Genomic DNA, 25,138 nt, shown 5'->3' on the forward strand with positions numbered 1-25,138 from the left:
AAATCGGGTCTTTGGATGGAAGATCCGCTCTTTAGAACCACTGAAGCAACGTTGAACAAGTCCACTTTGGCGACGGCCTCGAAGATGCTTAAGCGCCTGAATCCCGGAATCTCTGAAATCAGGAGTGGTACTAAAGCATGCTCAGTTGTATTAATGAAACACCGTGAGTGCGGGAGACGGTGGCGGCTTAGCCTTTGCCGCGTTTTACAATTGGAAACACCTAAAGCAATTCAATTGATAGTCAACGGATGGATGAAAAAGCATTGCTCGCTTGCTTAACGACGAGATGCCGCGCGCGTTTACACGACAAATCGTAGCGTTAATTCCTGTGCTCATGGCATAGTGCATCACCACACACACGTTAGGAGGCAGTAATGGCCACTCTCGAACAAATTCAATCGCGTATGAAGAAACTCCAGGCGCAGGCGGAAGTGTTGCTTGCAAAGCGGGCGCAGGCAGCGGTCAATCAGATTCGCGAACTCATGCTCAAGCATGGACTCACCACGGCTGATATCGAAGCGCGTGCAAAGGCGAGGCGAGAAGCTAAAGCGGCGGGGCGTCACTTAACCAATGGTGTGTCGAAGCTCGCCGCTGGCGCAAAGGGCAAGATGCCGCCGAAGTATCGGGATCCAAAAACCGGCGCGACCTGGAGCGGCCATGCGCGTCCGCCGGCATGGATCAAGAATGTGAAGGACCGCACTCGCTATTTGATCGATGCCGCCGCTTCAACTGCGCACGAAGTTGCAAGCGCAACCAAACCGGCAGCTAAAACCAGGAAGGCAGCTGCAAAGAAAGCGTCCGCCGTGAAGGGGGTGGTGAAGAAGGCTGCTGTCAAGAAGACTGCGGTAAAGAAGACGGTGGCAAAGAAGATTGCCGCCACGAAGTCGGCAGTGAAAAAACCGGCTGCGAAGAAGGCAAGCGCTGCCAAACCGGTTGTCGCGAAGAAGGCGGGGCGCCCGAAAATGGCAACAGCCAGGAAATCGCCGGGTAGAAAGGCGGCTGGCAAGTCGGCCGCTGCGAGCGTTGCGGCGTAGTGTAGCCAGCGGAGGGCGGATGGCTATCGCGGCCGTTGATGTGGCTGCGAACCTGGCCGCTAGTTTGGCCAATAAACGTGGCCAATAACGGTGGCCAACAACGGTGGTCTACTAACCGTGACCACCAGCCACCAAAGCATGCGCACCTAAACCGCGTCTAAAAACGACATTGGCCCGCCAAGGCGGGCCAATGTTCAAGCGGGAACGCGCGTTCCGGCTGCTTACAGCGGCGTGATGTTAGCCGCTTGCTTACCCTTCGGGCCCTGCTTCACTTCGAAGCTGACCTTCTGGTTTTCTTGCAGCGATTTGAAGCCACTTCCCTGGACTTCAGAAAAATGCGCGAACAGGTCTTCACCGCCGCCGTCCGGCGTAATGAAACCAAAGCCCTTTGCATCGTTGAACCACTTCACTGTACCTGTTGCCATTTTCCTGAATTTTCCAAATAGACGTTGTGTTGGTACCGCGTCGCCGAAACCCGGCTAGGCGCGGAATATCCTTTTACCACAGGAAAATGACAATCTACAACCAGGGCGGTTACCGCCTGACGTCATCGGCACTAAAAAAGCGCGATCGTGCGGTGACTGATCCGCTTGTCTAATGGAAGGGCGCATCAGCTGCGGGCGGCTCGTCAAGTGGAGCAGGATCGCGGTTGCTCTTTCTGGGTGCAACCCCGCGCAGCGTGACGGCGCCACCGGTTACGGCCCGCACGGCCCGGACCCGCACGCTGCGGGCTGGGCCATTTGGCCCTGAAGATAAGGCGTCGAGAGAATAGCCGCGGCGTGCCCACACGTCAATGTCGCCCTTGAGCGCCCGTATACGCGTAAACCCTTTTCGACGCATATGCTGAGTGATTCGCATGGCCGTTGCGTCATCTGGACATACGCAATAGACAACCCGATTATTTGCAGGCAACGCTGCATCGATATTCGCTTGCGAACTTGGGTCCAGAGGCAGTGCGCCAGGGATGCGCTGCGCTTCTTCGACTGCCTCGTCCGGGCGGGCATCGAGGATGATGGGTGGCGATTCGGAGTGCATGGCCGCCTCGAGTTGCTGCGGCGTCAGGCGAACCCGAGCCAGCCATCGTCTAAAGCGCCACCGCTGGATACAGCGAAACACGAAGTAAATGAGCGATGCGCCGAGCACGAGATCAATGACGGTCGCGCCGTGCGCGCGCACTTCAAGCACAAACAGCGCAAGCTGCTTTTCAAAAAGAGCACCGCCCAGCAGCCAGAATGTTGCCCACAGGGCGGCACCTACCAGATCCCAGGCGAGGAAGATTCTCGGGTCGACACACGTGGTACCCATCAAGGGAGGCGTTGCGATGGCGAGGCCAGGAATGAATTTGGATACCGATACAATCGGCGCCCCGTACCGCTCGAACATCGAGCGCGCAGTCCGTACATGGTTGCCGACGGCCATCGACATCCGTGAAAGCGAGTTGATGAGCCGTTGACCGTAAAGACGCCCCGCGGCGAACCAGATACCGTCGCCGATCAGCGCACCCACTAACGCGGCGGGGAGCACGTACCAGAAGGACAGCGTGCCGTTTGCAATAGCGGTTCCCGCAAACAGAAGCACGGGCACTGCTGGGATAGGTACGCCGAGGCGAGTAAGAAGGACGTTTAGAAAGACGACCCCGCCGCCCCAGGTCGAAATTTCCGATTGCGGAAACTCTATCAATTGCAGTACTCCTGAGGCCACGATTGCCGTCGTAGCGAGTGGGTCCGCTCGCCGACGTTTGTCCCTGCGTTTAGGACATTTGAGCAGACATCAGCACGTTTTTCATTTTACGTTCGAATCGATCAGCGTGACGCGCGTGCCTTCGCATGCGACGCTGCTCGATACTTCAAGTTCGCGCCACGGGCCCGCTTTTCCTTCTACGGAGATGAGCGGGTCAATCTGCTTATCCGGGCGCAATACGTTAAACGGCCATGATGGCCGACGCAGGCGTTCGTGTACTAGCGAACCGAGCCAGATGGGAGTGGCCGGCGTATCGTGGGCACGCTCCAATGCGTAGCCCGTTGGCCAGAAACGCAATACATCGCGTTCGTCGCGCCCCTCACGCGCCCGCGTGAAAACGAGCACGGAGGGCTGGCCGTTGTCGAGCTTAGGTAGCACGGGTAGCGTGGTGGCGATAGGGTCGGGCGCCACCAGCATGAGCAGCGAGCGCGCAGAGAACTGCGTGCCTTCGATCCACCCTCGCTCACTTAACTGCGCCCTGATCTGATCGAGGCTCGCCGCCCACTGAACGGTGATGGGTTCACGCCGGTCGCCTGACATGTCGGATCGATAGCATGCAAAGGTTTTCCAGAGCGAATCGGTCCATTGCGCTTCGGTCACGACGTTCAACGGGTGGCTTTGCTGGTCGGGGGGCATGCTGGTCACCGGATTAAAGGTGATCTGCGCCAACACGCTGGCGCCTAACACGAGCAGCAAAACGGCGGGCATTAGAGGATGCGAAGTTGGCCGCTCTGGATTTCGCCAGACAGCCGTCAAGGCAACTACCGCGACCCAGATAGCGGCGAATGCGGCGCCCCCCACTGCATCGGAGAACGAAAAGCGCCCGAAATACAGCCCGGCGAATGCAACCGCAACGACGATGGTCGTGCTTAGCGTTGCCACCAGCACGCTTTGAATCTTGCCCACACGACGAGCCAGGACAAACGCCAGAAAGCCATAGACGATTGCACTTGCGGCGACGTGATTGCTTGGAAACATATACACGTCGGCACCCGCGTAACTTGGCGGTGCGTGCCGCACGGTCAACTGGATCGCGAAGATCAGCAGTTGCGAGAACGCTGCGGCGGCGAGCCAGTAAGCCACAGATAGCCAGCGGCGTTCATAGATCATGAACGCGGTGATGGTGATCACCACCGCGGCGAGCGTGGGCACGCTGCCGAAGGTTGCGAGGCCCGACATCACGCCGTCCGCCCACGTTGAATGGATGGATTGCAGAAACCGGTATACGGATACGTCGACCTGAACGAGCGGGTCGCCACTCGCGACGCCTTTGAATACGCTAAAGAAGACGGCAGCGAACAACAGCACCAGTATGGAGATGCCGGCCACCACACCCATGGCGGGACGTTCGGGGTCCAAAGCGTCGGCGACGAAACGGGCGACGCGGCCGTCGTGGCAGCGTGCCCATGACACGAGCCGTTGTCGCGATGCGATTGTCCATGCGTGCGCGCGCCACAATACGATGCGCGTGAGGTGAAAGCTGAGCCAGCCAATCGCCACCAGAATGGCAATCACGGCGACAAGTCGAAACGACACCGCGCCAGCGAGTTGCAGCGACGCGCCGAACACCACGCCAGGAAGAATATGCGCCGGCGCCCACAGCAGCGCCGAGAGGAGATTCATGAGGTAAAAGCGGGTCGGCGTCATGCCCAGCATGCCTGCTACGACCGGCACAATTGCCCGCACCGGCGCAATGAAGCGGGCGAACACCACACTGCGCGCACCGTGTTTCTTGAAGTAGGTCTTGCCCGCTTCGAGAATCTTCGGATGGGTGGAAAACGGCCACATCTTCACAATCATGCCGCGGTAGCGGCGGCCCAACCAGTAACTTGTGCCGTCGCCGGTGATCGCGCCGGCGATTGCACAAACGAACAGCCAGCCCAGATTGAGCGTGCCGGTGCCGGCGAGTGCGCCCGCCAGAAACATCGCGGTGCTGCCCGGCACAAACGTGCCAATGACCGCAACCGCTTCGAGAAACGCAGCGAGAAACACGACTGCCAGCGTCCATCCCGCGTTTCCGCCTAGCAGATGCAACAGATGTAGGTACGCGTGCTCCATCTACCTCTCCGGCAGTCTTGCGGTATCGGCCAATGAACACGTTTGCGGCATCGGATGGCGTGAATTGAGGGTTTCTTACGGGTTTCGGACGAGGCGCTTCCGGCGGACCTTCGGCTTTGGAACAGCGCAATTCGTGCCATGCTGAAATATAACCTCACCTGGCCCCATTCCGTGCGGAAGCGGGCGGCGCAGCCTGGCTGCAAACGCCGGCACGGGTTGCCCGCGCATCCGGCCCTGCGCGGGGTGCGGTCGCGTTGATCTCTGGCGAACTTGACCTATAACGAAGGTGCAGAGCGATCACTATTTGGGCCGGGAATGGATGAAACCGGTCTGGGCCGCGCATTTCGTGCAGCGCCCTGCGCCATCTTTTTGTAAGGATGGCCGCTGTGAGTCGTTAGCAAAGGAGCCCGGCAGCACGTCCGTTATGGACAGCAGGGAGCGGTCGGTTTCCGCGAGACGCGGTTCAGTCGACCGGAAAGAGGATGGGCAAGTCGGCATTAGACCGGTGCGGTGCCGGGCAACGGACTCAGGCGATGGGTTCCCGATGCAAGGAGTATCAAATGAAATCACTTTTCGTGGTGCCGTTGGCCGCGGCAGGGCTGCTCCTGGCAGCCGGCGTCGCCAGCGGGCAGGGCGCAAGTATGGGCGCGCAACCCGCGGGGCGGGCAGCGCTCGAGCAAAATGCCAACGAATCCGTGCAGGACATCACGGATATGTCGTTCGGCGATATGGGGCAATCTGCGAAAACGTCGTCCCACTCCCTCACCAACATATCCTATGGCGGGACGCCGGATGTGCGAGGCGAGGCAGGGGCACCGGGCATGCCGCCGTGTGTTTCCGGATCGCAGTGCAACATTTTCCGGGGCCGGTGACGGCGCGGATTGCAACGATCGGCGCAGTTTCTATCAGAGCACACCGCCAGGTTTTTCTCGCAACGGTGCGACCCATCGCTTGGGGCGCACCTCCATCTTCCTCTGATCGCCGCGCTCTGCATTTTTCAGGTCGCGCAAAGCATTAGTACAGCGAAACAGATTCGCGATCAGCGCGAAGTCGCACCAGCAACCCTAAATCTGGCGCCGAGTTTGTCTCTCCCTTACGACACACTTAGGCCGCAAAAGCCGATTTATTTTCCAGAGCAGGCCCGCGAAGCCCCTTCACTCAAGGCGGCCGGGCGTCGCATTTCGTACTTGCGGTTGTTGAAAGTCTGAGTTTCGGTGCGTCCCCCTCAATTTGCAAAGTGGCTACGTAAACTGCGCCTTCAATTCCACGAGGCCGCCCGCATGGTGGCACCGCACCGCAGAGCGCGGCAGGAAGCGGCAGATTCCTCCACTCCACTGATTAGGTAGAAGGCAAATGAAGAAGACGTGTCTGGCCGGACTGTTGTCCACCTTGGTACTGTGCAACGTTGCGCACGCGCAAAACAGCGTCACGTTGTACGGTCTTATCGATGAAGGCTTAGACTTCACCACCAACGCGGGCGGCCATCGTGGCTATCAGATGGTGAGCGGCGACACGGTTGGCAGCCGGTTTGGTTTGAAAGGCAATGAAGACCTGGGTGGTGGCCTGAAGGCGGTGTTCCAGTTGGAAAACGGCTTTAACACCAATAACGGCGCGATGGGCCAAGGCGGTCTGCTGTTTGGCCGCCAGGCTTATGTGGGCCTGTCGTCGGCGCAGTTCGGTACGGTCACGTTGGGACGTCAATACGATCCGACCATCGACCTGTGGAGCGGCTATACCGCGGCGGGCAATTGGGAAGGCGACCTCGGATCGCATCCGTATGACAACGACAACGCGGATTGGGATTACCGCATCCAGAACTCCGTCAAGTATGTGTCGCCTACCGTCAGCGGCTTCACCGGCGAAGCGATGTATGGTTTTAGCAACGACACCGGTTTTGCCAACAACCGGATGTATAGCGCGGCGGTCCAGTACCAGATGGGACCGTTCTCCGCTGTCGCGGCGTATATGTTGAGCAATAACGGCGGCACGACAGCCGGCGGCGCTGTGCCGAGCGCTACTGTCGTGTTTGCCGCGTCGAAGCAACAGAACATCGACGGTGGCCTGTCGTATAGGCTCGGCGACAAGGCAGTCGTGTCGCTTGCCTATTCGCATGTCGACGTCTACGACCCGACCAGCAATGCGTACTTCTCGACTCAGCCGATTGCCGGGACGCAGGATTCGTGGAAGTTCGACAACATCGAAATCAACGGCCAGTATTTCTTCCGCCACGATTTCTGGCTGGGCGCTGCCTATACGTTTACGCACGCCCACATTTCGACGGTCACGGGCAGTTCGGATTCGAACTATAACCAGCTCTCGCTCATGCTCGACTATGACCTGAGCGCACGCACTTCGGTGTATGTGCAAGGCGCCTATCAGCATGTGGACGGCAGCACCGGGCAGGATTTCGATTACGCAAACATTATCGGCTCGCCGAGCCAATCGTCGACAGGCAACCAGATGGTTTATCGCGTAGCCATGACGCACCGCTTCTAAGACGACGCAGCGTTACAGGCATCTAAAGCAAAAGCAGCAAAAAGCACAGGCCGGACATCCGGCCTGTGCTTTTTTATATCCGCGAGATTTGACACTCTGTTTCATGTTGGGTACAAAAATGTGACGGGTTTTTCATCTTTATGCGGCTTCGTATTTATTCACGCGGGGATATGATGCCGAAACTGTGATGATTGCGACACGACCTCGCCCTTACCGTTGCGCCTGACGTAAGGCCCAAGGCAAGCGATTTGACCGGTGTTGCCAGAGGCACGGGCTAGATGTTTACAAAATTCATTTTAAGCACCGCGTTGTGAATGTTCCGTAAAGCCAATATAGCAGATTATGTAAGATATGGAATCCTTATTGTAATGTTTCGCGTGGTCTTGCGAGACCTGATTTCAGGCAGCCGAAGCGCGTCCAATACCCCGAGTGCGATTGGCAAGGCATTCGATGTTTCATTATTTGGGCAATCCCTCGCGTTGCGACTCTTTTAGCGGGTCGTGTGGCGAAGAATGCCAATCGGGTTCACGTTCTCAATGAATCAACAGGCGAGGAGCCGATGACCGTGTCCGCTATGGATTTTGGCAAAGTACGCGGAACTGTGATCTCCCCGGATACACAGAGTGCGACTTCAGCCCGCCGCTCAGTTCAGCGGTGGCATACCACGACATTTCGGTGGCTGTCGGCGTACGCTGCGATTTTCACCCTGTGTTTCATGGCCCTATTGGGCTTTCTCGAGTATTCCGTGGGCACCGCGATGGAGCGCGAAGCGGACAGCGGGATTCGCTGGCAGATGCGCTACTTCGATTCGAAGAGCGACGATCAGATCGCACCCATCATCGACCGCAGGCTCGAGCGCGAGAATCGCCACACCAATTACTACGGTCTCTTCGCCCCCGACGGCCACCGCCTTGCGGGCGACATCGTATCGATCCCGGCTGGTCTGAAGTTCGAGCGGGCGGACGAATCACATAGCGCGTCTACGGGCCGCACGCTGGTGCTGGAACAGAATGACACCACGCCCACGGTGCGCGTCATGGGCGAGACTCGCGACAATGGAGTCCAACTCGTGATTGGACGCAGTCTCGCCGATGTCCGGCACGTCCGCGACGAACTGACCAAAGCGCTGATCGCGGGCGGCGTCCTGTGTCTCGTGATCAGTCTCGGCACGGGCCTGCTGCTGAGCTTGCGTCAGATGCGCCGCGTTGCGGACATGCGCCGCGTCACCACCCGCATCGCAAACGGCGACCTGGCGCAACGCTTGCCAATGGGCGGACGCGATGAACTGGACATGCTCTGCCATCTTGTCAATCACATGCTCGATGAAGTAGAGCGGTTGATGAACGAGGTCAAGGGTGCTTGCGATGGCATTGCGCACGATCTGCGCACACCTCTCGTACGCCTGCGGTTGCAGTTGGCCAACCTCGCGGAGCGGGTACGCGCAGGCGGCGACGATGTGAGCAATAGTTTGATTGCGGGTGCACGTAGCGAGGCCGATTCCATTATTGAACGCTTCGGCGCCATGCTGCGCATTTCGGAAATCGGCGCATTGCAGCGACGAAGTGGCTTTGATTCCGTGTCCTTGCCGACCCTCGTCGAAGAACTGTGCGATCTGTATCAGCCGCTCGCCGAAGAGAAGTCCATTAACTTGCGCTCGAGCACAGAGCACGTCGAGCACATCTTCGCCGATCGTGCCCTGTTGTTCGAAGCGTTCAGCAACCTGCTGGACAATGCCATCAAATTTGCGCCGGTGGGCGGTGACGTCAGCGTGGACCTCTGCGCGGTTCGGAATGGCCCGCAACTGGTGATCGCTGATAACGGGCCGGGCATTCCGGTGGGCGAGCGCAATGCAGTACTCAACCGCTTCTATCGGGTGGAGCAGACCCGTCATATGCCGGGAACGGGACTGGGGCTTGGCATTGTGTCCGCGATCATCCGGCTGCATGACTTTGAGCTTCGCATTGGCGGTGAGGATCGTGGCACCATCATCACAGTCAATTGCTGGCCGCACAACTTGCAGTAGGTCATATAACTAGATGAGAATCCTGCTGGTTTCTTCCTCCGAGGCGGAGACGGTCTACCTGCATAAGGCGTTTCGGGAAAGCGCCCACAGCGTCCATGCAGCGGATAACCTGCGCTATGCGTTGTATCTAGCCTCACATGAGGAGTTTGACGCGATTGTCGTGTCTGCCGTGGGCATTGCCCAGATGACGGAGCTCTTCGATACGCTCCCCGAAATGGCAAGCCTTCCGCGCGCGCCGGCACTCATCGTCGCGTTGGCGAGCGGTACGTCGCAAGACCGTGCACGAGTGCTTCGCGCCGGTGCGGATGCCTGCTTTGTACAGCCGTATTCTTTTCTCGAGATGCAGGAGCGCATGTTGGCGTTGCACCGCGCGTCGGTGGCGCGTTCAGCTACGGCAAGCGTCAGCAGCGTTTCGATCAGGCTTGATCCGCTCACGCGTGATCTCGTCGAAGGCAGCAGGCGTGTGCTCATGACCAAGCGTGAGTATCTGCTGATCGAATGCCTGTTACGCCAGGCCAATGCGCCGGTCGCGCGCGATCAATTGATTCGCTACGCGTGGCCGGACAAGGAGGACGTCGATCCTTCAAGCGTCAACCTCGTGGTCTCGCGCTTGCGCAGAAAACTGGACACGAATGGCTTCAGGGCGAGGGTGGAAACGATCAGCCGCTACGGTTATCAACTGGCTACGCGTTGAAATACCGGGAAGCGGTGTGGGCATGAAGCCGTAGGAAGGAAACGCGAGGCACAGCGAAAGCGAAGCGGGGTACGACGCTCGCATGGGCCGGTTGGTGCATGCACTGGTTGGCAAATGCAAATCCAAACGCATGCAGCAACTGACCGCTTACGAGCCGAAGAACGGGGTGCAGTAATCGGGCGGCCCCACACAATCGCCGGGGCCGTCCGGACCGCCGTGTATCGATGCACAACTGGACAGCGCGACGCACGCAATGGCGCCGAGTATGAGCCGTACCCACGGCGAGGTTGAAGACTTCTTTTTCATGGTGTCGAATAGCCTGGTGGTTGGCGCGAGACGGGTTCGTCGCAATCATGGCGTGATCGAAGTGCCAGACTTCGCGCAGTCAACCGGGCGCGGCGGCATCTCTGCGCAACTGCGCGGGAACGCCCCGCCCCGTTTCCTGACGGTTACTTCGACAGCCTGCGGCGCGACTCATCGCGCTCAGTGATGCGCATACAGCGTGCTGTTCAGGTGCGCCAGTTGACCATCCTGCTCAGCGTGGACCAACGAGTGATACACCTGCGCGCGCGTCTTTTCGGCGATCGGCTGACCCTCGGGCGGCACCCACTGGCCGCTCTGGGCGAGCGTCGCACTATTCGTGCTTTGCGCTGACTGTGCGCCGTTCGAACCTGGCGTGGATTGTGCGAATGCAGTGCCGGCGGTCGCGGCAAGGCTGATGAGCGCTGCGATCATCATGGTCTTCATGGCAGTTTCCTCGGTAAAGAATAAAAAACGGGTGGGTTTGTTCGGTGGTGCGACGGCGCGCATCCCCGAACCATGCTTACGAGTGGGCGTAGATGGTGCTGTTCAGGTATGCGAGTTGACCGTCCTTCTCGGCCTGTACCAGTTCGCCATAGACCTGTGCGCGGGTCTTGGGTGCGACTGCCTGGCCGTACGGGGGAACCCATCCACCGTTCTGCGGCGTCGCGGTCGACATAGCCACCGTGCTGGTCGAGGTATTCGCCGTGGCGGCAGCGGCCGGGTTGCTTTGAGCGAATGCACTGCTGGTGGCGAGAATCCCGAGCAAGGCGGCGATGTGGGTTACTTTCATTGATGGCTCCTGGTTGCGACGAGTGAGTAGGGTCCGGGCTGTACCGCTGAGTGCGGTGCGCGTCTCGGTAAGGAACAGAATAGAGAGGTGGGCCTATCGCAACGCGAGCAAGAAAGTGAAGAGATATTTAATCGGATGTCGGTCTGGAGTGTTCTTACTGACTTGGCCAATACGTGGGATCTCGACGGAGCCAATCCACGGTGTTTGGGCGAAGCGGGGCTATCTGAACCATGTGCGCCATGCATTCTCTGAAGTTCGCGTCAAGCGAAACACCGGCCGTTTCGACGTTTTTGTCGGAAATAGAAAACGCGAAATCTGAAAGACTGAATTGCACGTGCCGCGTGAACCAATCCCGATATATTTACCCGCGCTGCATGAATGGGCCGAGGAAAACGTTTGCTACGGATAGGGTCCGCAGCCTTGGTCCGATCATGGAAACATAGGGCACGTGGCGCTGGCTGGGGGGCGCCCACGCGGTTCACGAAGTCGATGCATCGAATGATGGAGAGCTCGCTACGTATAAGTAAAAGTTAGAGATACTAAGAAATAGACCATTAAAAATTAATAGGTTCAAAGCCATCTCGGACGCCCCGTGCATCGGCAGGCGTGCGGGGACAATCAAGAATCGGGAATTAAAAAAAATGAAGAAGAGACTTATTGCGGCGGCCATATTGGGCTCGCTGTTTGGTGTCGCGCACGCGGACGAAGGGGATAGCGTGACGCTCTACGGCATCCTGGATGTCGCCGTGGGCGTGGTGGAGCACAGCGCCAACGCGAGCCCGCTGTTTCCGCCCACGGTCAATCCGGTCACGAAGGTCAGCACCAAGTTCAATCAGCCGGTCTATGGGATGTTCAACGGCGGCATTTCGGACTCGCGCTGGGGGATCAGAGGCACCGAGAATCTCGGTGGAGGGATGCATGCGTTCTTCGATCTGGAATCGGGCATCGATGTTCAATCGGGCGCGCTCAACAATGCCGCAGGCGCGGTTGCCGGTGCGAACAATACCGTCGCAGGCGCCTCGGCGCTCAGTGGACAATTGTTCAACCGTGGTGCTTATGTTGGCTTGAAGCAGGACGGGTTCGGCTCGGTGTCGTTTGGACGTTCAACGACGCTTGGATTCGATGCAATCGCCGCCTATGACCCGCTGTTCTCCGCCCAGTTGTTCTCGCCAATCGGCTTCTCCGGATCGTACTCAGCAGGGGGCATTACGGAAGGTTCACGCCAGGACAACAACATCAAGTACGTGAATCACCTCGGTCCGGTCAATGTGGGCCTCTCTTATAGCCTGGGCGGCGTTGCCGGGAACTTCGGCGAGGGTTCAACCTTCGGTGCCAACGTGGGTTACGAGGCGAACAACTTCGGCATTCAGGCGACCTACTATCAAGCCCGCGATGAGGTGCATTCCGGCGCATTGGTCGGCGCCAATGCCGTGGGCAGTACATTGATCGGCACCAACGTCGGCACGCTGACGCTGGATAACGACCAGGACTTTATGGTTGCCGCGAAGTATTCGTTCGGCGGCGCAACCATCCGCGGCGGCTTCGAGCATTACGAACTGAAGGCGCCGACAGACCCGGCTGCAACGGACGCAACGACAGACTACTTCGGCTACTCGGGAAAACTAACCAACACGGTCAACCCGACAAAGACGAATCTCTACTTCGTGGGCGGCGATTACACGTTCACGCCGACCTTCGATGTGGCTGCGGGGTTCTACGATACCCAGACCATGCAATCGACCGGCGTAGCGGGTGGCAATCAGCTGCAATACTCGCTGCTGGCTGACTATCATTTCAGCCATCGCACTGATGTGTACCTGGGCTACATGTTTTCCAAGTACAACGGCGCGGCGTTCGTCGGGTACGAGCCTACCAACTATATCGTTGCGGCGGGCATGCGCATCTTGTTCTAGGCGTATGGGAGTGGCCTGGTGTGAGTGGACACGGGTTACGCCGGTCTATCGATCCTCAAACATGGCCAAAGATAGCCAAGGATAGGTAAACGTATCTGGAAGCCGGTAAGCGCGCGTGAGGCGCACTTACCGGCTTCATTGTTTTATTTGTGTCAGACTCGAACCCTCAGCGATCTCCGGTTGCGTAGTTCACCGCGACGCGGACACATCCGTCTCCACGCTTTGCGCTCCTATCCTTCATCTGCCCGGCTTACCATGCGTTCCAAGTTCATCAAATGGCTGTTCATTGTCTGCCTGCTCGGCAGCGGCACGTTTTACTCCGCGGGGATACTGGTCCTGTTCCCGTTCGTGGGGCGCGCCGGCCGCTATTGGCTGGCGGCGCAATGGTGCCGTGCAATGGTTGCATGGATGCGCTGGCTGCCTGGCGTGGACTGTTCGGTGGAGGGGCTGGAACATCTTCCACCGGGTCCGTCAATCATTCTCTGTCGTCATGAGTCAACGTGGGAGACGCTGGCGTTTCTCGCGTTGTTTCCCCGTCGCATCAGCTTCGTGTTCAAAGAGGATCTGCTGCGGATTCCGTTTTTCGGCTGGGTTCTGCGCGGCCTTGACATGGTCAGCCTGAATCGGGGCTCGCCTCGCCAGGCGCATCAGGCGGTGACGCAGGAGTGTGCCGAGCGGCTCGCCAAGGGGGACGTGGTCGTGATCTTTCCGGAAGGCACCCGCGTACCTCATGACGCGCCGTTGCGTCTGACTTCGGGCGGGATTCGCCTGGCATGCGCGACCGGTGCGCCGGTGGTGCCGGTAGTCCACAACGCGGGCAAGGTTTGGCCGGCGAAAGGGTGGCCTGTCAACCGGGGACAGATTCGGGTGGTCGTTGGACCGGCGTTTGCATCCCGAGGGGCGTCGCAACAGGAATTGAGCCGCACTGTTCACGACTGGATGCAAACGACGTTGCACGAGCTGTGAGCGGGCAATACGGGCTTGCGAGGCGTGCTGGCGGCCGATTGGACCTCGTGGCCGCACACGGACCTGCAGGGCACTGTAAAAATACGTGGGTTATAGGGTTTACACTGATCAGCGACCCTCGCAAAAACAAAAGGCCCGCGCAGGCGGGCCTTTTGTAGCAGGGGAACGGATGTTCCAGCGCTATTACAGCGGCGTGATGTTAGCCGCTTGCTTACCCTTCGGACCCTGCTTCACTTCGAAGCTGACCTTCTGGTTTTCCTGCAGCGACTTGAAGCCGCTACCTTGCACTTCGGAGAAATGCGCAAACAGGTCTTCGCCGCCGCCATCCGGCGTGATGAAACCAAAACCCTTTGCATCATTGAACCACTTCACAATACCGGTTGCCATTTTTTAATCCATTCAAATTAAATGTCGCGTTCACGTTTGCCGCGTCTTCGCCCCGCGACCGAACGCGAAGAATGACTTTGTACCACGCTGATATGAAAACCGCCAATCATCCTGTTCATTCACGGTACGCGAACCCACGTAGCCGGTCAAATTTGTCAAACAAATGTAATGTCCCGGTAGGGTAAACTGTCGCTCACACTCTCCCAGGAATGACATGACACACTACTTGCAGGAAGAGTTGACTTCGTTTTGGGGCCGTCTGACCCCTTACCTCGCGCTGCTGGAATCGCCGCAGCGCGGCACCCCGGAGCCTGCCTCGCATCCGGCGCCGGTCCTGGCGTTGGACCCGATCGGGCGTGTGACTGTTGATACGGACGAGCGCCAGGCCTTCGCGCTTCATACCACTGACGTCAAACCGCAGGATGACACGTCGGACATCCCCACTGGGCACAGCGCTACCTATACTCGGGTTAGGGCCGACGGCGCCGCATGGGGCCCGTGGTCGCGGGAAGCGTACTAAGCTGACTGCGGGTGGCCCGGCGAGCGCGGGATTTCTCCGTGCTCGCGGCAATCCGGCAGCCCGTTCCCTCATTTGACCGTTGCAAGCATGAGCAAGACCGCCTTTATTCCCAGCGTCCCGGCTAGGTCCGAAAGCGATTTCGAGGTCAAAGCGGCCTCGAAGCTAGCCGGCTACCGACGCTTTTTCGGCTTGTTGAGCGTCGTTCGCAAGACTGATGGCCGGAAACTGTTCCCATTCGATGGGGCGCCGGAACTCGGACCATTTCCCACCAAGATAGAGGCAATTGCGGCAGCGCAGGTGTATGGCGAGCATATCGTCGCTGCTGACCTTGCCAATCCTGAGTTGTAGGCTCCCGCGTTTTATGCAGCGGCGCGCTGAAAATAAAACATAGCAATACGAACGAATAAAAACTCGGGTGCTGAACTTCGAATTCATCCGGAAGCGAATGCGCGCGCTCCAAGCGCGATGCAAATTCGCAGGCAACCTCGGCATCCAATCCGCATACTGGCTTATACGTGTAAACACTACCTGCCTTACGGCAGGTTTTTCCGTTCTGGTTGCGCGTAAATCACAGTACGATCGAAACTCAATTTCCCCTCCATCCTGCCGTTAACTGGCTCAGATAGTGTCGCAAGGCACGGTCATTCGAAGCGCACAGCAAAAGACCCGTAACCGACCAGGCATCAAATTGAAATCGTCGTGCGTTCCCACTTCTACGATTGAGCGCGTCGAGTACTCGAGCGCCGCGAGCGACGCCAGCGGCGTCGCGCAGAACCAACAGTTTCTATCGTATTTCTTCGCGTGGTATCAGCGCTATCAGCATCTCGGCGCGGCCAACATATTGATCGCGATGATGGCGGGCGCAGGCGCGGCCGCGATGTGTCTGAGCATGGCGTCATGGTTGCACCTGTTAGACGGCCTGCCGCCCAGCGTGTTGGCGGTCACTGCCGTTATCGTGGCGGCAGGGTGCGCCGGGTTCGTCTATCGTTTTCTCGCAGCGGAGCGCGCCAAACCGTCGGCGGCCGAAGCGCTCGCCGCTGCGCTCCTCGACTCCAACCGTGAATGCATGAAGCTGATCGGCCTTGACGGACGCATGTTGCGCATCTCGGAGTACGGCGCGCACCTGATGGATGCGGACTCGCCGAACGTGCTCACCGGCGCGAACTGGCTCGGCTTCTGGAAAGACGAACATAGTGTGGCGGCGTCGGCCGCGTTCGCCGAAGCCGTCGCGGGGCAGCGTACTTCGTTTCATGGACTTGCAGCGACCACGACGGGTCGCGAAAAATGGTGGGACACCCGGTTGACGCCGATGAAGGACCACACCGGACGGGTGGTCGCGGTCGTGGGTGCCTCGCTCGACGTGACGGGTCAAACCGATCTGCTGGCCCAATTGCAGGCCAAAAACGAGTTAATGTCGGAGATGGAGGCCCACATGCCGCTCGTCTTCTACTCCTACAGCGCAAACTTCGAGAACTTCCATTACATCAGTGCGGGGTCGTCGCGCGTGTTCGGCATCGAACCGGAGGCAATGCGGCGCAATCCGTCTGCGTGGATCGAACTGGTGCTCGAAGAGGATCTCGAGGCGTTGCGCGCAGAGATGCAGCGCATTGTGACCGAGACGACCGATGGCCGCGCGCAGTATCGCGTCCGTCGCCCGGATGGGGCGGTCCGCTGGTTGCGCAGCACGGGCTACCCGGTGCGCGGCAAGGACGGTACGGTCGTGCGCATCATTGGCACAACGGAAGATATTACGGCAGAGCATGAGCGTATCGCCGCGCTCGACAAACTCGCGTTCACCGATTCGCTGACCGGCCTCGCCAACCGCGCCGCGTTGTTCCGCGAGATCGAGTCACGCTGTACGGCGGGCGCCGAGTTCGGCCTGATGTTCGTCGACCTGGACCGTTTCAAGGTATTGAACGACACCTTGGGACACGTCGCAGCCGACCGTTTGTTAAAGGGCATCGGCGATGTCATCAAAGGCACGCTGCCGCCCGATGCCTATGTGGCCCGTCTCGGTGGCGATGAGTTTGCGGTGCTGATCGGCAGCATCGCGGAGAAGGCGGGGCTCGAAGCTCTCGCGCATGCGCTGCTCGACGAACTGTCGCGCAGCGGCCGCGATGATGGTGCGGGCACCTTTGTGACGGCGTCAATTGGCATATCGCTTTATCCGGAGCATGGTGCATGTCATGAGGCACTCCTAACGAGTGCGGATGTGGCCATGTACGCCGCCAAGAAAGCCGGACGTAACTGCTTTATGTTCGCGGGAAAAGAGGCGGCGGACACCATCGGCGATTTCGAACTGGAACGCGATGTGCCGGACGCACTCGCTTCCGAGCAGTTCCTGCTGCATTACCAGACCATTCACGAGCCCCGTACGCTATCGGTGCATAGCACGGAGGCACTGATCCGATGGAACCATCCACGGCGCGGCTTGATCCCGCCTGGCGTTTTCGTTCCCATTCTGGAGGAGACCGGTTTTATCGCGGATGTCGGCGCGTGGGTGTTGAACACAGCACTCGGGCAACTGGCCGAGTGGCGCCGCCATGGGGCGAGTGAACTGGGCATGTCAGTGAACGTTTCGGCACGCCAGTTACGTGGGGATGCAATCGTGTGGGAGGTGGATCGCGCGCTCAAGAAGTATGGCGTGCCGGCAGCCAGACTCGAAATCGAGTTGACGGAAACGGCGTTGATGGAGAACCCTTATCACGCGCAAAAAGTCATCGCGGCGCTCAAGGCGTTAGGCGTGAGAATCGCCATCGACGACTTCGGCACCGGCTATTCCACGCTCAAGTATCTGGCGGACTTCGCACCGGATACGCTCAAGATCGACCGGTCCTTTACGTCGAAGCTGGTTAGCGATTCCGCGACACAGACGATCGTCGAAGGCATCATCGACCTGTCCCGCAAGCTGGGTATCAAGGTTGTTGCGGAAGGCGTCGAGGAGCAACAGCAACTGGATATCCTGCGCGGCGTGAAATGCGACTTCGTGCAGGGTTTCTTCCTGTGCAGGCCACAGCCGCCGCAAAACCTCGAACCGGCTCCCGCGTTCTACCGCGCTTCTGCTACAGCGGTCGAGTAATGCGCTATCCCATGCAACGTGTCATGCGGCATAACTGCGGATTGCGTGTGCAAACCTGCCACCACGCGCAGACACGCTCTGCGCGGGCGGCCATTAACTGTCGCTCGTCCTCTGCGCTGACTCTCCCTTGGTGGGGACGAGGCGCACCCCGTCGTGTTCTATTGCGCATCCGGTTGCTTGTGGCTGCCGTCATCGGAGGACATGGCAGCGGGAGGGGGCGGGTTCGTACTGCTCGTCTGATCCCCGTTCCAGCCGGCGGGTTTGGTGGTCCATGGGCTCGAGATCGGGTCGCCGTGGTAGGTCATACCTGCCGTGGCGGCTCCGTGAGCGTCGCCGCCTTGTCCTGCGCCGCCCGCTTGCGCAAACGTTACGCTCGACATACAGAGCGAAGCCGCCGCGATGCTTGTCGTAACGACGGTCAGAATTGCCTTGTTCATATCGGTTCTCCCTTGGTGCGCCGCGCGATTGCGCCGCGTCACCGTCATATACGAGACCTTCGTGGCAGTGGATGCACTTCGCGGCGCGACGGCCCGCGCGCTTGTACAGCGAGCGGCACCGTAACGCCAGGTTACCAATCTCGCATGCCCGTATCACCTGTAAATGAGAACCGTCCATAGACTGCCCTCACTGGTCGCTTTCCTGACAACTCATTGTCACGGCGCCATCGCTTCGGCCATGCGCCGTCGTGCCTACGTCCTGGCATGGCCAAGGCGCGTGCGGCGCGGTCACGCCGCCAGGCTCTCTGCTGCGTTGCGCGTGGCGAGCCCAAACTTGCAGGAGAAACCCATGCAGCGAACGCGGAACCTGCTTGTCACTGCGCAGTTCAATGGCACCCAGTTATGCGCTGACTATTGCGAGCAAACCGGTCGCCTGCGCATTCTGCAGGGCAGCACGACCGTGCGTGAGTGGTTCCCGCCCAATTCATGGATCGCAATCGCATCCGTTGCGGGCGCGCGCAACTGGGGCACCCGTCCGGATTCACAAGAACTGCAAGCCTTGCTGGAAAGCCACGCGCCCTTGCTGCGCGGCGCCTAGCGGCGCGCGTTGGACCTGAGCGGGCCTTTGGTGCCAGATGTGTCGTCTTGAGTTGGCACGGCAAACATGAGTTTTTCGCACGTTCCATTCAAAAAATAGTCGCTTGCCGGGCTTGGTGACCCGGAGAAGAATCCTGCTCCATGCACCGGTGGCATGGAGCCCATAGCTGCCGGCAATGCGTTTTTCGCACGATGCCACCAGGTAAGGACTATGCGACTCGACCGGAATTTTGTGAGCGGCAAGTTTGTCGAACCCGCCACCGACGAACTCATTCCCGTCTATAACCCCGCCACCGAGGCCCTGATTGGCCACGTTGCTGGCGCTTCAAAAGACGAGGCCATTGCCGCTGTCGACGCCGCTGCGCTGGCACAGAAAAGCTGGCGTAAGCTGCCCGCCGCCGAGCGCGCCGTCTATATGCACAAGCTGGCCGATGCGCTGACCGAATGCGCGCCCGCCATCGGTGCGGCGCTCGCGCTGGAGTCGGGCAAAAGCGTGGCGGACGCCACCAACGAAGCTATTTACGCTGGCCAGATCACGCGCTATCACGCCGAATGGGCGCGCCGTATCGAGGGCGAAGTCATCCCCAGCGATACGCCGGATGAAAATCTCGTGCTGCATCGCGAGCCGATCGGCGTAGTCGCCTGTCTGATCCCGTTCAACTACCCCGTCTACACCTTCATGCGCAAAGTAGCACCTGCGCTGATTTCCGGTAACACGGTGGTGGTGCGCCCGAGCAATAACACGCCGACTTCCGCATTCGAAATTGCCAAGGCGGTCGAACGCGCCGGTTTCCCGGCAGGCGTGGTCAATGTTCTGGCCATGAGCCATGCCACCGCTGAAGCGGTCTGCACGCATCCGGCGGTCGGCATGATTACGCTGACGGGTAGCGTCGGCGCAGGCCGCAAAGTGCTCGAATACTGCAAGGCAAATATCGCCAAGCCTTCGCTCGAACTGGGCGGCAAAACGCCGGCCATCATCGAGCCGGATGCCGACCTCGAGAAGGCTGCGCGCGACCTGGTTGCATCCAAGACCACGCATTGCGGTCAATTGTGTACCGCGATTGAACGCGTCTATGTACATGAAAGCGTGCATGACCGTTTTGTCGCGTTGCTCAAACAGCACATGAGCGCCGTGAAATCGGGCGACCGCGCTGAACAGCCGGCCGCGATGGGCCCGCTTGTCAATGAAGCGTCGCGTCAGTCGATCCACGCCATGGTTGAGCGTGCCGTGAAGGCAGGCGCGAAGCTCGAAACGGGCGGCACGTTGCCTGAAGGCAAGGGCTTCTTCTATCCGGCCACGCTGCTGTCGGATTGCCGTCAGGACATGGAAATCATCCAGGAAGAAACCTTCGGTCCGATCATGCCGGTCGTCAAATACCGCACGCTCGACGAAGCGCTCGAGATGGCCAACGATCACCAGTTCGGTTTGTCCTCCGTGCTCTACACGGAGACCTATCGCACTACGATGAAGATTGCCAACAACATCGAAGCGGGCGAACTGTATGTGAATCGCACGCCGGCCGATCCGTATCAAGGCTTCCACGCAGGCTGGAAACGCTCAGGCCTGGGTGGCGACGATGGCAAGCACGGCATGCTTGAATTCACGCAAACGCGTCTCGTGGTCATGAAGTACTAAAGACGCCGTCCGCTTAAACCGGCGCGCCTCGCAACAGGCGCGCCATTTCCCAACCTGCAGCATTGCGCGAGCATGCTGCAACCATAACAAAAGATATCGGAGATGCAGCAAAGCGGGCGCTCTTTTGCGCCGCGGCTTTGCGCGTCGTCCAGGAGCACCCCGTGTCATCTCAAGCCGTTCAATCCAAAGCCAAGCTGCCCTTATCCAAGGACTCAGCCTCCCTGCAAGACACCAAAGCACAACGTTATGTGCAGCTTCTGCTGCTGGTGATCGCAGCAGGCGCCATCTATCCGATTCTCTATCTGCGGCAGGTGTATCAGCCGACGATGCTGGAAGTGTTCCACATCACGGATAGCCAACTCGGTTACCTGTATTCATCGCTGGGCACGATCTTCCTCGTTAGCTATCTGCCAAGCGGCTGGCTCGCCGACCGCATCGCGCCGCGCCTGCTGATCTGCTTCTCGCTGATCGCAACCGGCGTCCTTGGGTTGTGGTACTCGACAGCGCCTTCGTTCGATCTCCTGATGGTGATCTTCGGGGGCTGGGGCTTGTCGACGGGCCTGACCTTCTGGGCCGCCGTGATCAAACGCGTGACGATGATCGCCGGCACGCATGAACAGGGCCGCTTCTTCGGTTTCCTCGACGGTGGCCGGGGTCTGGTTGAAGCGCTGCTGGCAACCATCGCAATTAGCCTGTTCGCATGGGTCACGCAGACGCGCGGCGAAACGACGGCCATGGGTTTCAAGCTGGTGGTGTACATGTACGCGTTCCTGTGTATTGCGCTGGGCCTCGTGCTTGGACTGGTGAAGGATCCGCAGTCGGCTAGCGCGGCCGCTAAGGCTGGCAAGAGCAAACGCGGCAACGTGCTAGTCGATCTGCGCACGCTCGCCAGCATTCCCGAGTTGTGGCTCGTCGCGGCCATCGTGTTCTGTGGCTACCAGGTGTTCTGGGCCACGTATAGCTTCTCCGCTTACCTGCACGAAGGCGCGATTGGTTTGTCGGTCGTGATGGCCGGCACAGTCACCACGCTCAAGCTGTGGATGCGCCCGATTGGCGGCATTGGCGGCGGCTTCCTCGGCGATCGCTTCTCGAAGGTTTCGGTGCTGGTGATTGCGCTGTTTCTGGCGGCGCTGTCGCTGGTTGGCCTGGTCGCGGCACCTGGCATCGGTAGTCACGTAGCGCTGGTGTTCCTCGTGTTGTTCATCGGCATCCTGACCTATGCGATCCGCGGACTCTACTGGTCCTTGCTCGATCGCTGCAATGTACCGGCCGAAACCGTGGGCCTCGCCATTGGTTTGATCTCGGTGCTCGGTTATTCGCCGGACGTCTTCCTGCCGCTCATCAACGGCTATCTGACGCAGACGTTCCCTGGCGTATTCGGTTATCAACTCTACTTCGGCTATGTGGCCGCAGTGGCGGCGCTGGGCGGCTGTGCTGCTCTGGCGCTCAGAAACATGCTTAACAAGAAAGAAGGCGCGTAAATGAAAGTTGTCTCGCTCGAAACGCATATTGTCGCTGTCCCGCCGCCGCACGTGGGTGGCATGTACTGGATCTTCGTCAAGCTGAAAACAGCGTGCGGTATCGAAGGTGTGGGCGAAATCTATTCGGCGACGTTCCATCCGGACGCGATGGTCCACATCATCGATGATGTGTTCGGCCGTTACCTGCTCGACAAAGACCCGCACCACGTCGAGCGGCTGTGGCGCGAAGCCTATTCGAGCGGCTTCACGCAACGTCCTGACCTGACCATGATGGGCGTCGTCAGTGGTCTGGAAATGGCCTGCTGGGACATTATCGGCAAGGCCGCTGGCAAACCGGTCTACGAGTTGCTGGGCGGCATGGTCAATGAGCGGCTGCGCTCGTACACGTACCTGTATCCGAAGAACAGCCGTGGCGAGTATGACTACGACGATCCTGATCTCGCCGCCGAGTGCGCGGTAGAGAACGTGAAGCGCGGCTTTACCGCGGTCAAGTTCGATCCGGCGGGACCGTACACGGCGTATTCGGGCCATCAGCTTTCGATGGAAGTGCTGGACCGCTGCGAGCTGTTTTGCCGCCGGGTGCGTGAAGCGGTGGGCAGCAAGGCCGACCTGCTGTTCGGCACACACGGGCAGATGGTGCCGTCTTCGGCAATCCGGCTCGCGAAGCGTCTCGAGAAATACGATCCGCTGTGGTTTGAAGAGCCGGTGCCGCCGGGACAGGAAGGCGCGATGGCGCAGGTGTCGAAGCACACCAGCATTCCGATCGCAGCGGGCGAGCGTCTGACCACCAAATTCGAATTCTTCAAGCTGCTCGAAGCGGGCGCAGCGTCGATTCTGCAACTGAACGTGGCACGAGTGGGTGGTCTGCTGGAAGCGAAGAAGATAGCCAGCATTGCTGAGGTGTACTACGCGCAAATCGCGCCGCACCTCTACAACGGCCCGGTGGGCGCTGCGGCAAGCATCCAGTTGGCAGCATGTACGCCGAACTTCCTGATTCAGGAAAGCATCGGCACGTGGGACGGTTTCCATGCAGAAGTGCTGAAGACGCCGATCCGCTGGGAAGACGGCTACATCATTCCTTCGCAGGAACCGGGCCTCGGCGTGGAGCTGAACATGGACGTGGTGCGGCAGCATTCGCCGTACACCGGCAAGCGTTTGCATCTGCAGATGGCCGATCGGCCTGCCGACGTCAAGGATCTGGCGCCGGCCAAGGGTTGAACTTGAGATTCACTTTCGCATTCTTTCGCATTCATTGAGGCGGACGCCGTCGGGCGCGATACACCATGAATTACGATTACATCATCGTCGGCGCAGGCTCGGCGGGTTGCATTCTTGCCAACCGGCTGACGGCGTCGGGCCAGCATTCCGTGTTGCTGCTTGAAGCGGGCGGCAAGGACAGCTCGTTCTGGTTCAAGATTCCAGTGGGTTTCACCAAGACGTACTACAACGAAACCTATAACTGGATGTACTACAGCGAGCCCGAAAAGGAACTCGACAATCGCTTGATCTATTGCCCGCGCGGCAAGGTGCAGGGCGGCTCGGGCTCGATCAACGCGATGATCTACGTGCGCGGCCAGCCACATGATTTCGACGACTGGGCGGCAGCGGGCGGCAAGGGTTGGGCGTTTCGCGATGTCCTGCCGTACTTCCGCAAGCTGGAATCGCATCCGCTTGGCAACACGCAGTACCACGGTGCGGATGGCCCCATCGGCATCTCGCCGATGGGTAATGCCGTGCATCCGATCTGTCATGTGTTCCTGAAGGGTTGCGACCAGGCGGGCTACAGGCGCAGCGACGACTTCAACGGTGCGCAGTTCGAAGGCTCGGGCATCTACGACGTGAATACGCGTAACGGCCAACGTTCGTCGAGCAGCTTCGAGTATCTGCATCCCGTTCTGACGCGCAAGAACCTGAAGGTCGAACGCGAAGTGCTAGTGAGCCGGGTGCTGTTCGACAAGGACAAGCGCGCGACGGGCGTGGTCATTCAACAGAACGGCAGCGCGCGGACTTTCACGGCAAGTCGCGAAGTGATCCTGTCGGCGGGTGCGGTGGATACACCGAAGCTGTTGCAACTGTCCGGCGTCGGCGACGCGGCGTTGCTCGCGAAGCATGGCATTCCGCTTGTGAATGCACTGCCCGCAGTCGGACAGAACTTGCAGGACCATCTGTGCGTGAGCTTCTACTATCGTGCGAACGTGAAGACGTTGAACGATGAAATGCGGCCACTGCTGGGTAAGCTCAAGCTCGGTTTGCAGTATCTGTTGACGCGCAAGGGGCCGCTGGCGATGAGTGTCAACCAGTCGGGTGGCTTTTTCAAGGGCAACGATCAGCAGACCCAACCGAATCTGCAGTTGTATTTCAACCCCTTGTCGTACCGCATTCCAAAGAGCAACAAGGCGAACCTCGAGCCGGAACCGTATTCGGGTTTCCTGCTGGCCTTCAATCCTTGCCGACCCACCAGCCGTGGCTCGATTGAGATTGCCTCGAACCGTGCTGAAGATGCCGCGAAGATTCGCATCAACGCACTGACCACCGAGAAAGATATCGACGAGGTGATCCAGGGTTGCGAGCTGGTGCGCAAGGTGATGGCAACGCCGGCATTGAGCGGTATCACCGTCGAAGAAATCTCGCCGGGACCGCAGGTGAATAGCCGTGAGGGCTTCCTGCAGTATTTCCGCGAGCAATCGGGTTCGATCTACCACCTGTGCGGATCATGCGCGATGGGTTCAGATGTGCAGACCACCGTCGTCGACGAGCGTTTGCGCGTGCATGGTATCGCCGGCTTGCGCGTGGTCGATGCGTCGATCTTCCCGAACATCACCTCGGGCAACATCAATGCGCCGACGATGATGGTAGCGGAGAAGGGCGCGGAGATGATTCTGGAAGATGCGCAAATGGATCGTGGTGCTGCCCGTGCCAAGTCGGAGTTGGCGGCAACGCACTGACGTTTTAGTAGTTACGAAGTCATAGGATGCGGCCCACGC

At 59.3% G+C, this 25,138-nt stretch carries 23 protein-coding genes; 16 read left to right on the forward strand and 7 right to left on the reverse strand.

Annotated features, from left to right (window positions below; translation table 11 throughout):
- The first annotated feature begins 374 nt into the window (after positions 1-374).
- Positions 375-1,034 (forward strand): H-NS histone family protein, encoded by a 660-nt coding sequence (locus tag WCA85_RS17690; protein ID WP_424066026.1) that lies wholly within the window; start codon positions 375-377, stop codon positions 1,032-1,034.
- A gap of 221 nt (positions 1,035-1,255) precedes the next feature.
- Here WCA85_RS17690 and WCA85_RS17695 read toward each other — a convergent pair whose 3' ends face one another.
- From WCA85_RS17695 to WCA85_RS17705, 3 genes are all read right to left on the reverse strand, one after another.
- Positions 1,256-1,459, reverse strand: coding sequence for a cold-shock protein (locus WCA85_RS17695; RefSeq protein ID WP_074266324.1), 204 nt, complete (start codon positions 1,457-1,459; stop codon positions 1,256-1,258).
- A 169-nt stretch (positions 1,460-1,628) separates the two neighbouring features.
- Complete coding sequence (locus tag WCA85_RS17700) at positions 1,629-2,735, reverse strand: VTT domain-containing protein (RefSeq protein ID WP_424066029.1); 1,107 nt, start codon at positions 2,733-2,735, stop codon at positions 1,629-1,631.
- An 81-nt stretch (positions 2,736-2,816) separates the two neighbouring features.
- Positions 2,817-4,832 carry a VTT domain-containing protein gene (locus tag WCA85_RS17705; RefSeq protein ID WP_424066031.1) on the reverse strand — a complete coding sequence of 672 codons (2,016 nt, stop codon included), beginning with the start codon at positions 4,830-4,832 and terminating at the stop codon, positions 2,817-2,819.
- 560 nt (positions 4,833-5,392) lie between these two features.
- On the opposite strand from WCA85_RS17705, the gene WCA85_RS17710 reads away from it, so the two are divergent.
- The 5 genes from WCA85_RS17710 to WCA85_RS17730 all read left to right on the forward strand — a co-directional run bounded on the left by WCA85_RS17710 (position 5,393) and on the right by WCA85_RS17730 (position 10,535).
- Positions 5,393-5,704 carry a hypothetical protein gene (locus WCA85_RS17710; RefSeq protein WP_424066033.1) on the forward strand — a complete coding sequence of 104 codons (312 nt, stop codon included), beginning with the start codon at positions 5,393-5,395 and terminating at the stop codon, positions 5,702-5,704.
- Between the two features lie 481 nt (positions 5,705-6,185).
- Positions 6,186-7,328, forward strand: coding sequence for a porin (locus WCA85_RS17715; protein ID WP_424066035.1), 1,143 nt, complete (start codon positions 6,186-6,188; stop codon positions 7,326-7,328).
- 574 nt (positions 7,329-7,902) lie between these two features.
- Positions 7,903-9,351: a sensor histidine kinase gene (locus WCA85_RS17720; protein WP_424066128.1), complete on the forward strand. Its 1,449-nt coding sequence runs from the start codon at positions 7,903-7,905 to the stop codon at positions 9,349-9,351.
- Positions 9,352-9,364: 13 nt separating this feature from the next.
- Positions 9,365-10,045: a response regulator transcription factor gene (locus WCA85_RS17725; protein ID WP_424066037.1), complete on the forward strand. Its 681-nt coding sequence runs from the start codon at positions 9,365-9,367 to the stop codon at positions 10,043-10,045.
- Positions 10,046-10,310: 265 nt separating this feature from the next.
- Positions 10,311-10,535 carry a hypothetical protein gene (locus WCA85_RS17730; RefSeq protein WP_424066039.1) on the forward strand — a complete coding sequence of 75 codons (225 nt, stop codon included), beginning with the start codon at positions 10,311-10,313 and terminating at the stop codon, positions 10,533-10,535.
- Here the strand turns inward: WCA85_RS17730 and WCA85_RS17735 are convergent.
- Together WCA85_RS17735 and WCA85_RS17740 are read right to left on the reverse strand one after the other, a co-directional pair.
- Positions 10,529-10,792 (reverse strand): DUF4148 domain-containing protein, encoded by a 264-nt coding sequence (locus WCA85_RS17735; RefSeq protein WP_424066040.1) that lies wholly within the window; start codon positions 10,790-10,792, stop codon positions 10,529-10,531. The genes WCA85_RS17730 and WCA85_RS17735 overlap by 7 nt on opposite strands.
- Before the next feature lie 76 nt (positions 10,793-10,868).
- The gene (locus WCA85_RS17740; protein WP_424066042.1) at positions 10,869-11,138 is read right to left on the reverse strand and encodes a DUF4148 domain-containing protein; all 270 of its coding nucleotides are present in this window, start codon (positions 11,136-11,138) and stop codon (positions 10,869-10,871) included.
- Positions 11,139-11,779: 641 nt separating this feature from the next.
- Here WCA85_RS17740 and WCA85_RS17745 point away from each other — a divergent pair.
- The gene (locus WCA85_RS17745; protein ID WP_424066043.1) at positions 11,780-13,051 is read left to right on the forward strand and encodes a porin; all 1,272 of its coding nucleotides are present in this window, start codon (positions 11,780-11,782) and stop codon (positions 13,049-13,051) included.
- A gap of 255 nt (positions 13,052-13,306) precedes the next feature.
- Complete coding sequence (locus tag WCA85_RS17750) at positions 13,307-14,017, forward strand: lysophospholipid acyltransferase family protein (RefSeq protein WP_424066045.1); 711 nt, start codon at positions 13,307-13,309, stop codon at positions 14,015-14,017.
- A gap of 183 nt (positions 14,018-14,200) precedes the next feature.
- On the opposite strand, the gene WCA85_RS17755 is transcribed toward WCA85_RS17750, so the two are convergent.
- Positions 14,201-14,404: a cold-shock protein gene (locus WCA85_RS17755; RefSeq protein WP_074266313.1), complete on the reverse strand. Its 204-nt coding sequence runs from the start codon at positions 14,402-14,404 to the stop codon at positions 14,201-14,203.
- 214 nt (positions 14,405-14,618) lie between these two features.
- Here WCA85_RS17755 and WCA85_RS17760 point away from each other — a divergent pair, with 214 nt between their 5' ends.
- From WCA85_RS17760 to WCA85_RS17770, 3 genes are all read left to right on the forward strand, one after another.
- Positions 14,619-14,924 carry a hypothetical protein gene (locus tag WCA85_RS17760; RefSeq protein WP_424066047.1) on the forward strand — a complete coding sequence of 102 codons (306 nt, stop codon included), beginning with the start codon at positions 14,619-14,621 and terminating at the stop codon, positions 14,922-14,924.
- An 87-nt stretch (positions 14,925-15,011) separates the two neighbouring features.
- Complete coding sequence (locus tag WCA85_RS17765; RefSeq protein ID WP_424066049.1) at positions 15,012-15,272, forward strand: DUF6723 family protein; 261 nt, start codon at positions 15,012-15,014, stop codon at positions 15,270-15,272.
- Between the two features lie 340 nt (positions 15,273-15,612).
- Entirely contained in the window at positions 15,613-18,003 is a 2,391-nt protein-coding gene (locus WCA85_RS17770; RefSeq protein WP_424066051.1) for a putative bifunctional diguanylate cyclase/phosphodiesterase, read from the forward strand.
- Positions 18,004-18,161: 158 nt separating this feature from the next.
- On the opposite strand, the gene WCA85_RS17775 is transcribed toward WCA85_RS17770, so the two are convergent.
- Positions 18,162-18,440 carry a hypothetical protein gene (locus WCA85_RS17775; RefSeq protein ID WP_424066053.1) on the reverse strand — a complete coding sequence of 93 codons (279 nt, stop codon included), beginning with the start codon at positions 18,438-18,440 and terminating at the stop codon, positions 18,162-18,164.
- A gap of 349 nt (positions 18,441-18,789) precedes the next feature.
- Between WCA85_RS17775 and WCA85_RS17780 the strand changes: the two genes are divergently transcribed.
- The 5 genes from WCA85_RS17780 (at position 18,790) to WCA85_RS17800 (ending at position 25,099) form a co-directional block, all read left to right on the forward strand.
- Positions 18,790-19,038: a hypothetical protein gene (locus WCA85_RS17780; protein ID WP_424066055.1), complete on the forward strand. Its 249-nt coding sequence runs from the start codon at positions 18,790-18,792 to the stop codon at positions 19,036-19,038.
- A gap of 210 nt (positions 19,039-19,248) precedes the next feature.
- On the forward strand, positions 19,249-20,673 hold the full coding sequence (gene aldA, locus WCA85_RS17785; RefSeq protein ID WP_424066056.1) for an aldehyde dehydrogenase: 1,425 nt from the start codon (positions 19,249-19,251) through the stop codon (positions 20,671-20,673).
- 161 nt (positions 20,674-20,834) lie between these two features.
- Positions 20,835-22,154: an MFS transporter gene (locus tag WCA85_RS17790; protein WP_424066058.1), complete on the forward strand. Its 1,320-nt coding sequence runs from the start codon at positions 20,835-20,837 to the stop codon at positions 22,152-22,154.
- On the forward strand, positions 22,155-23,372 hold the full coding sequence (locus WCA85_RS17795) for a mandelate racemase/muconate lactonizing enzyme family protein (RefSeq protein WP_424066060.1): 1,218 nt from the start codon (positions 22,155-22,157) through the stop codon (positions 23,370-23,372). It abuts the gene before it with no gap.
- A gap of 65 nt (positions 23,373-23,437) precedes the next feature.
- Complete coding sequence (locus WCA85_RS17800; protein ID WP_424066062.1) at positions 23,438-25,099, forward strand: GMC family oxidoreductase; 1,662 nt, start codon at positions 23,438-23,440, stop codon at positions 25,097-25,099.
- The last annotated feature ends 39 nt before the right edge of the window (positions 25,100-25,138 follow it).

Source organism: Paraburkholderia sp. (assembly GCF_049581445.1).
In the GTDB taxonomy this organism is placed as follows: Bacteria; Pseudomonadota; Gammaproteobacteria; order Burkholderiales; family Burkholderiaceae; genus Paraburkholderia.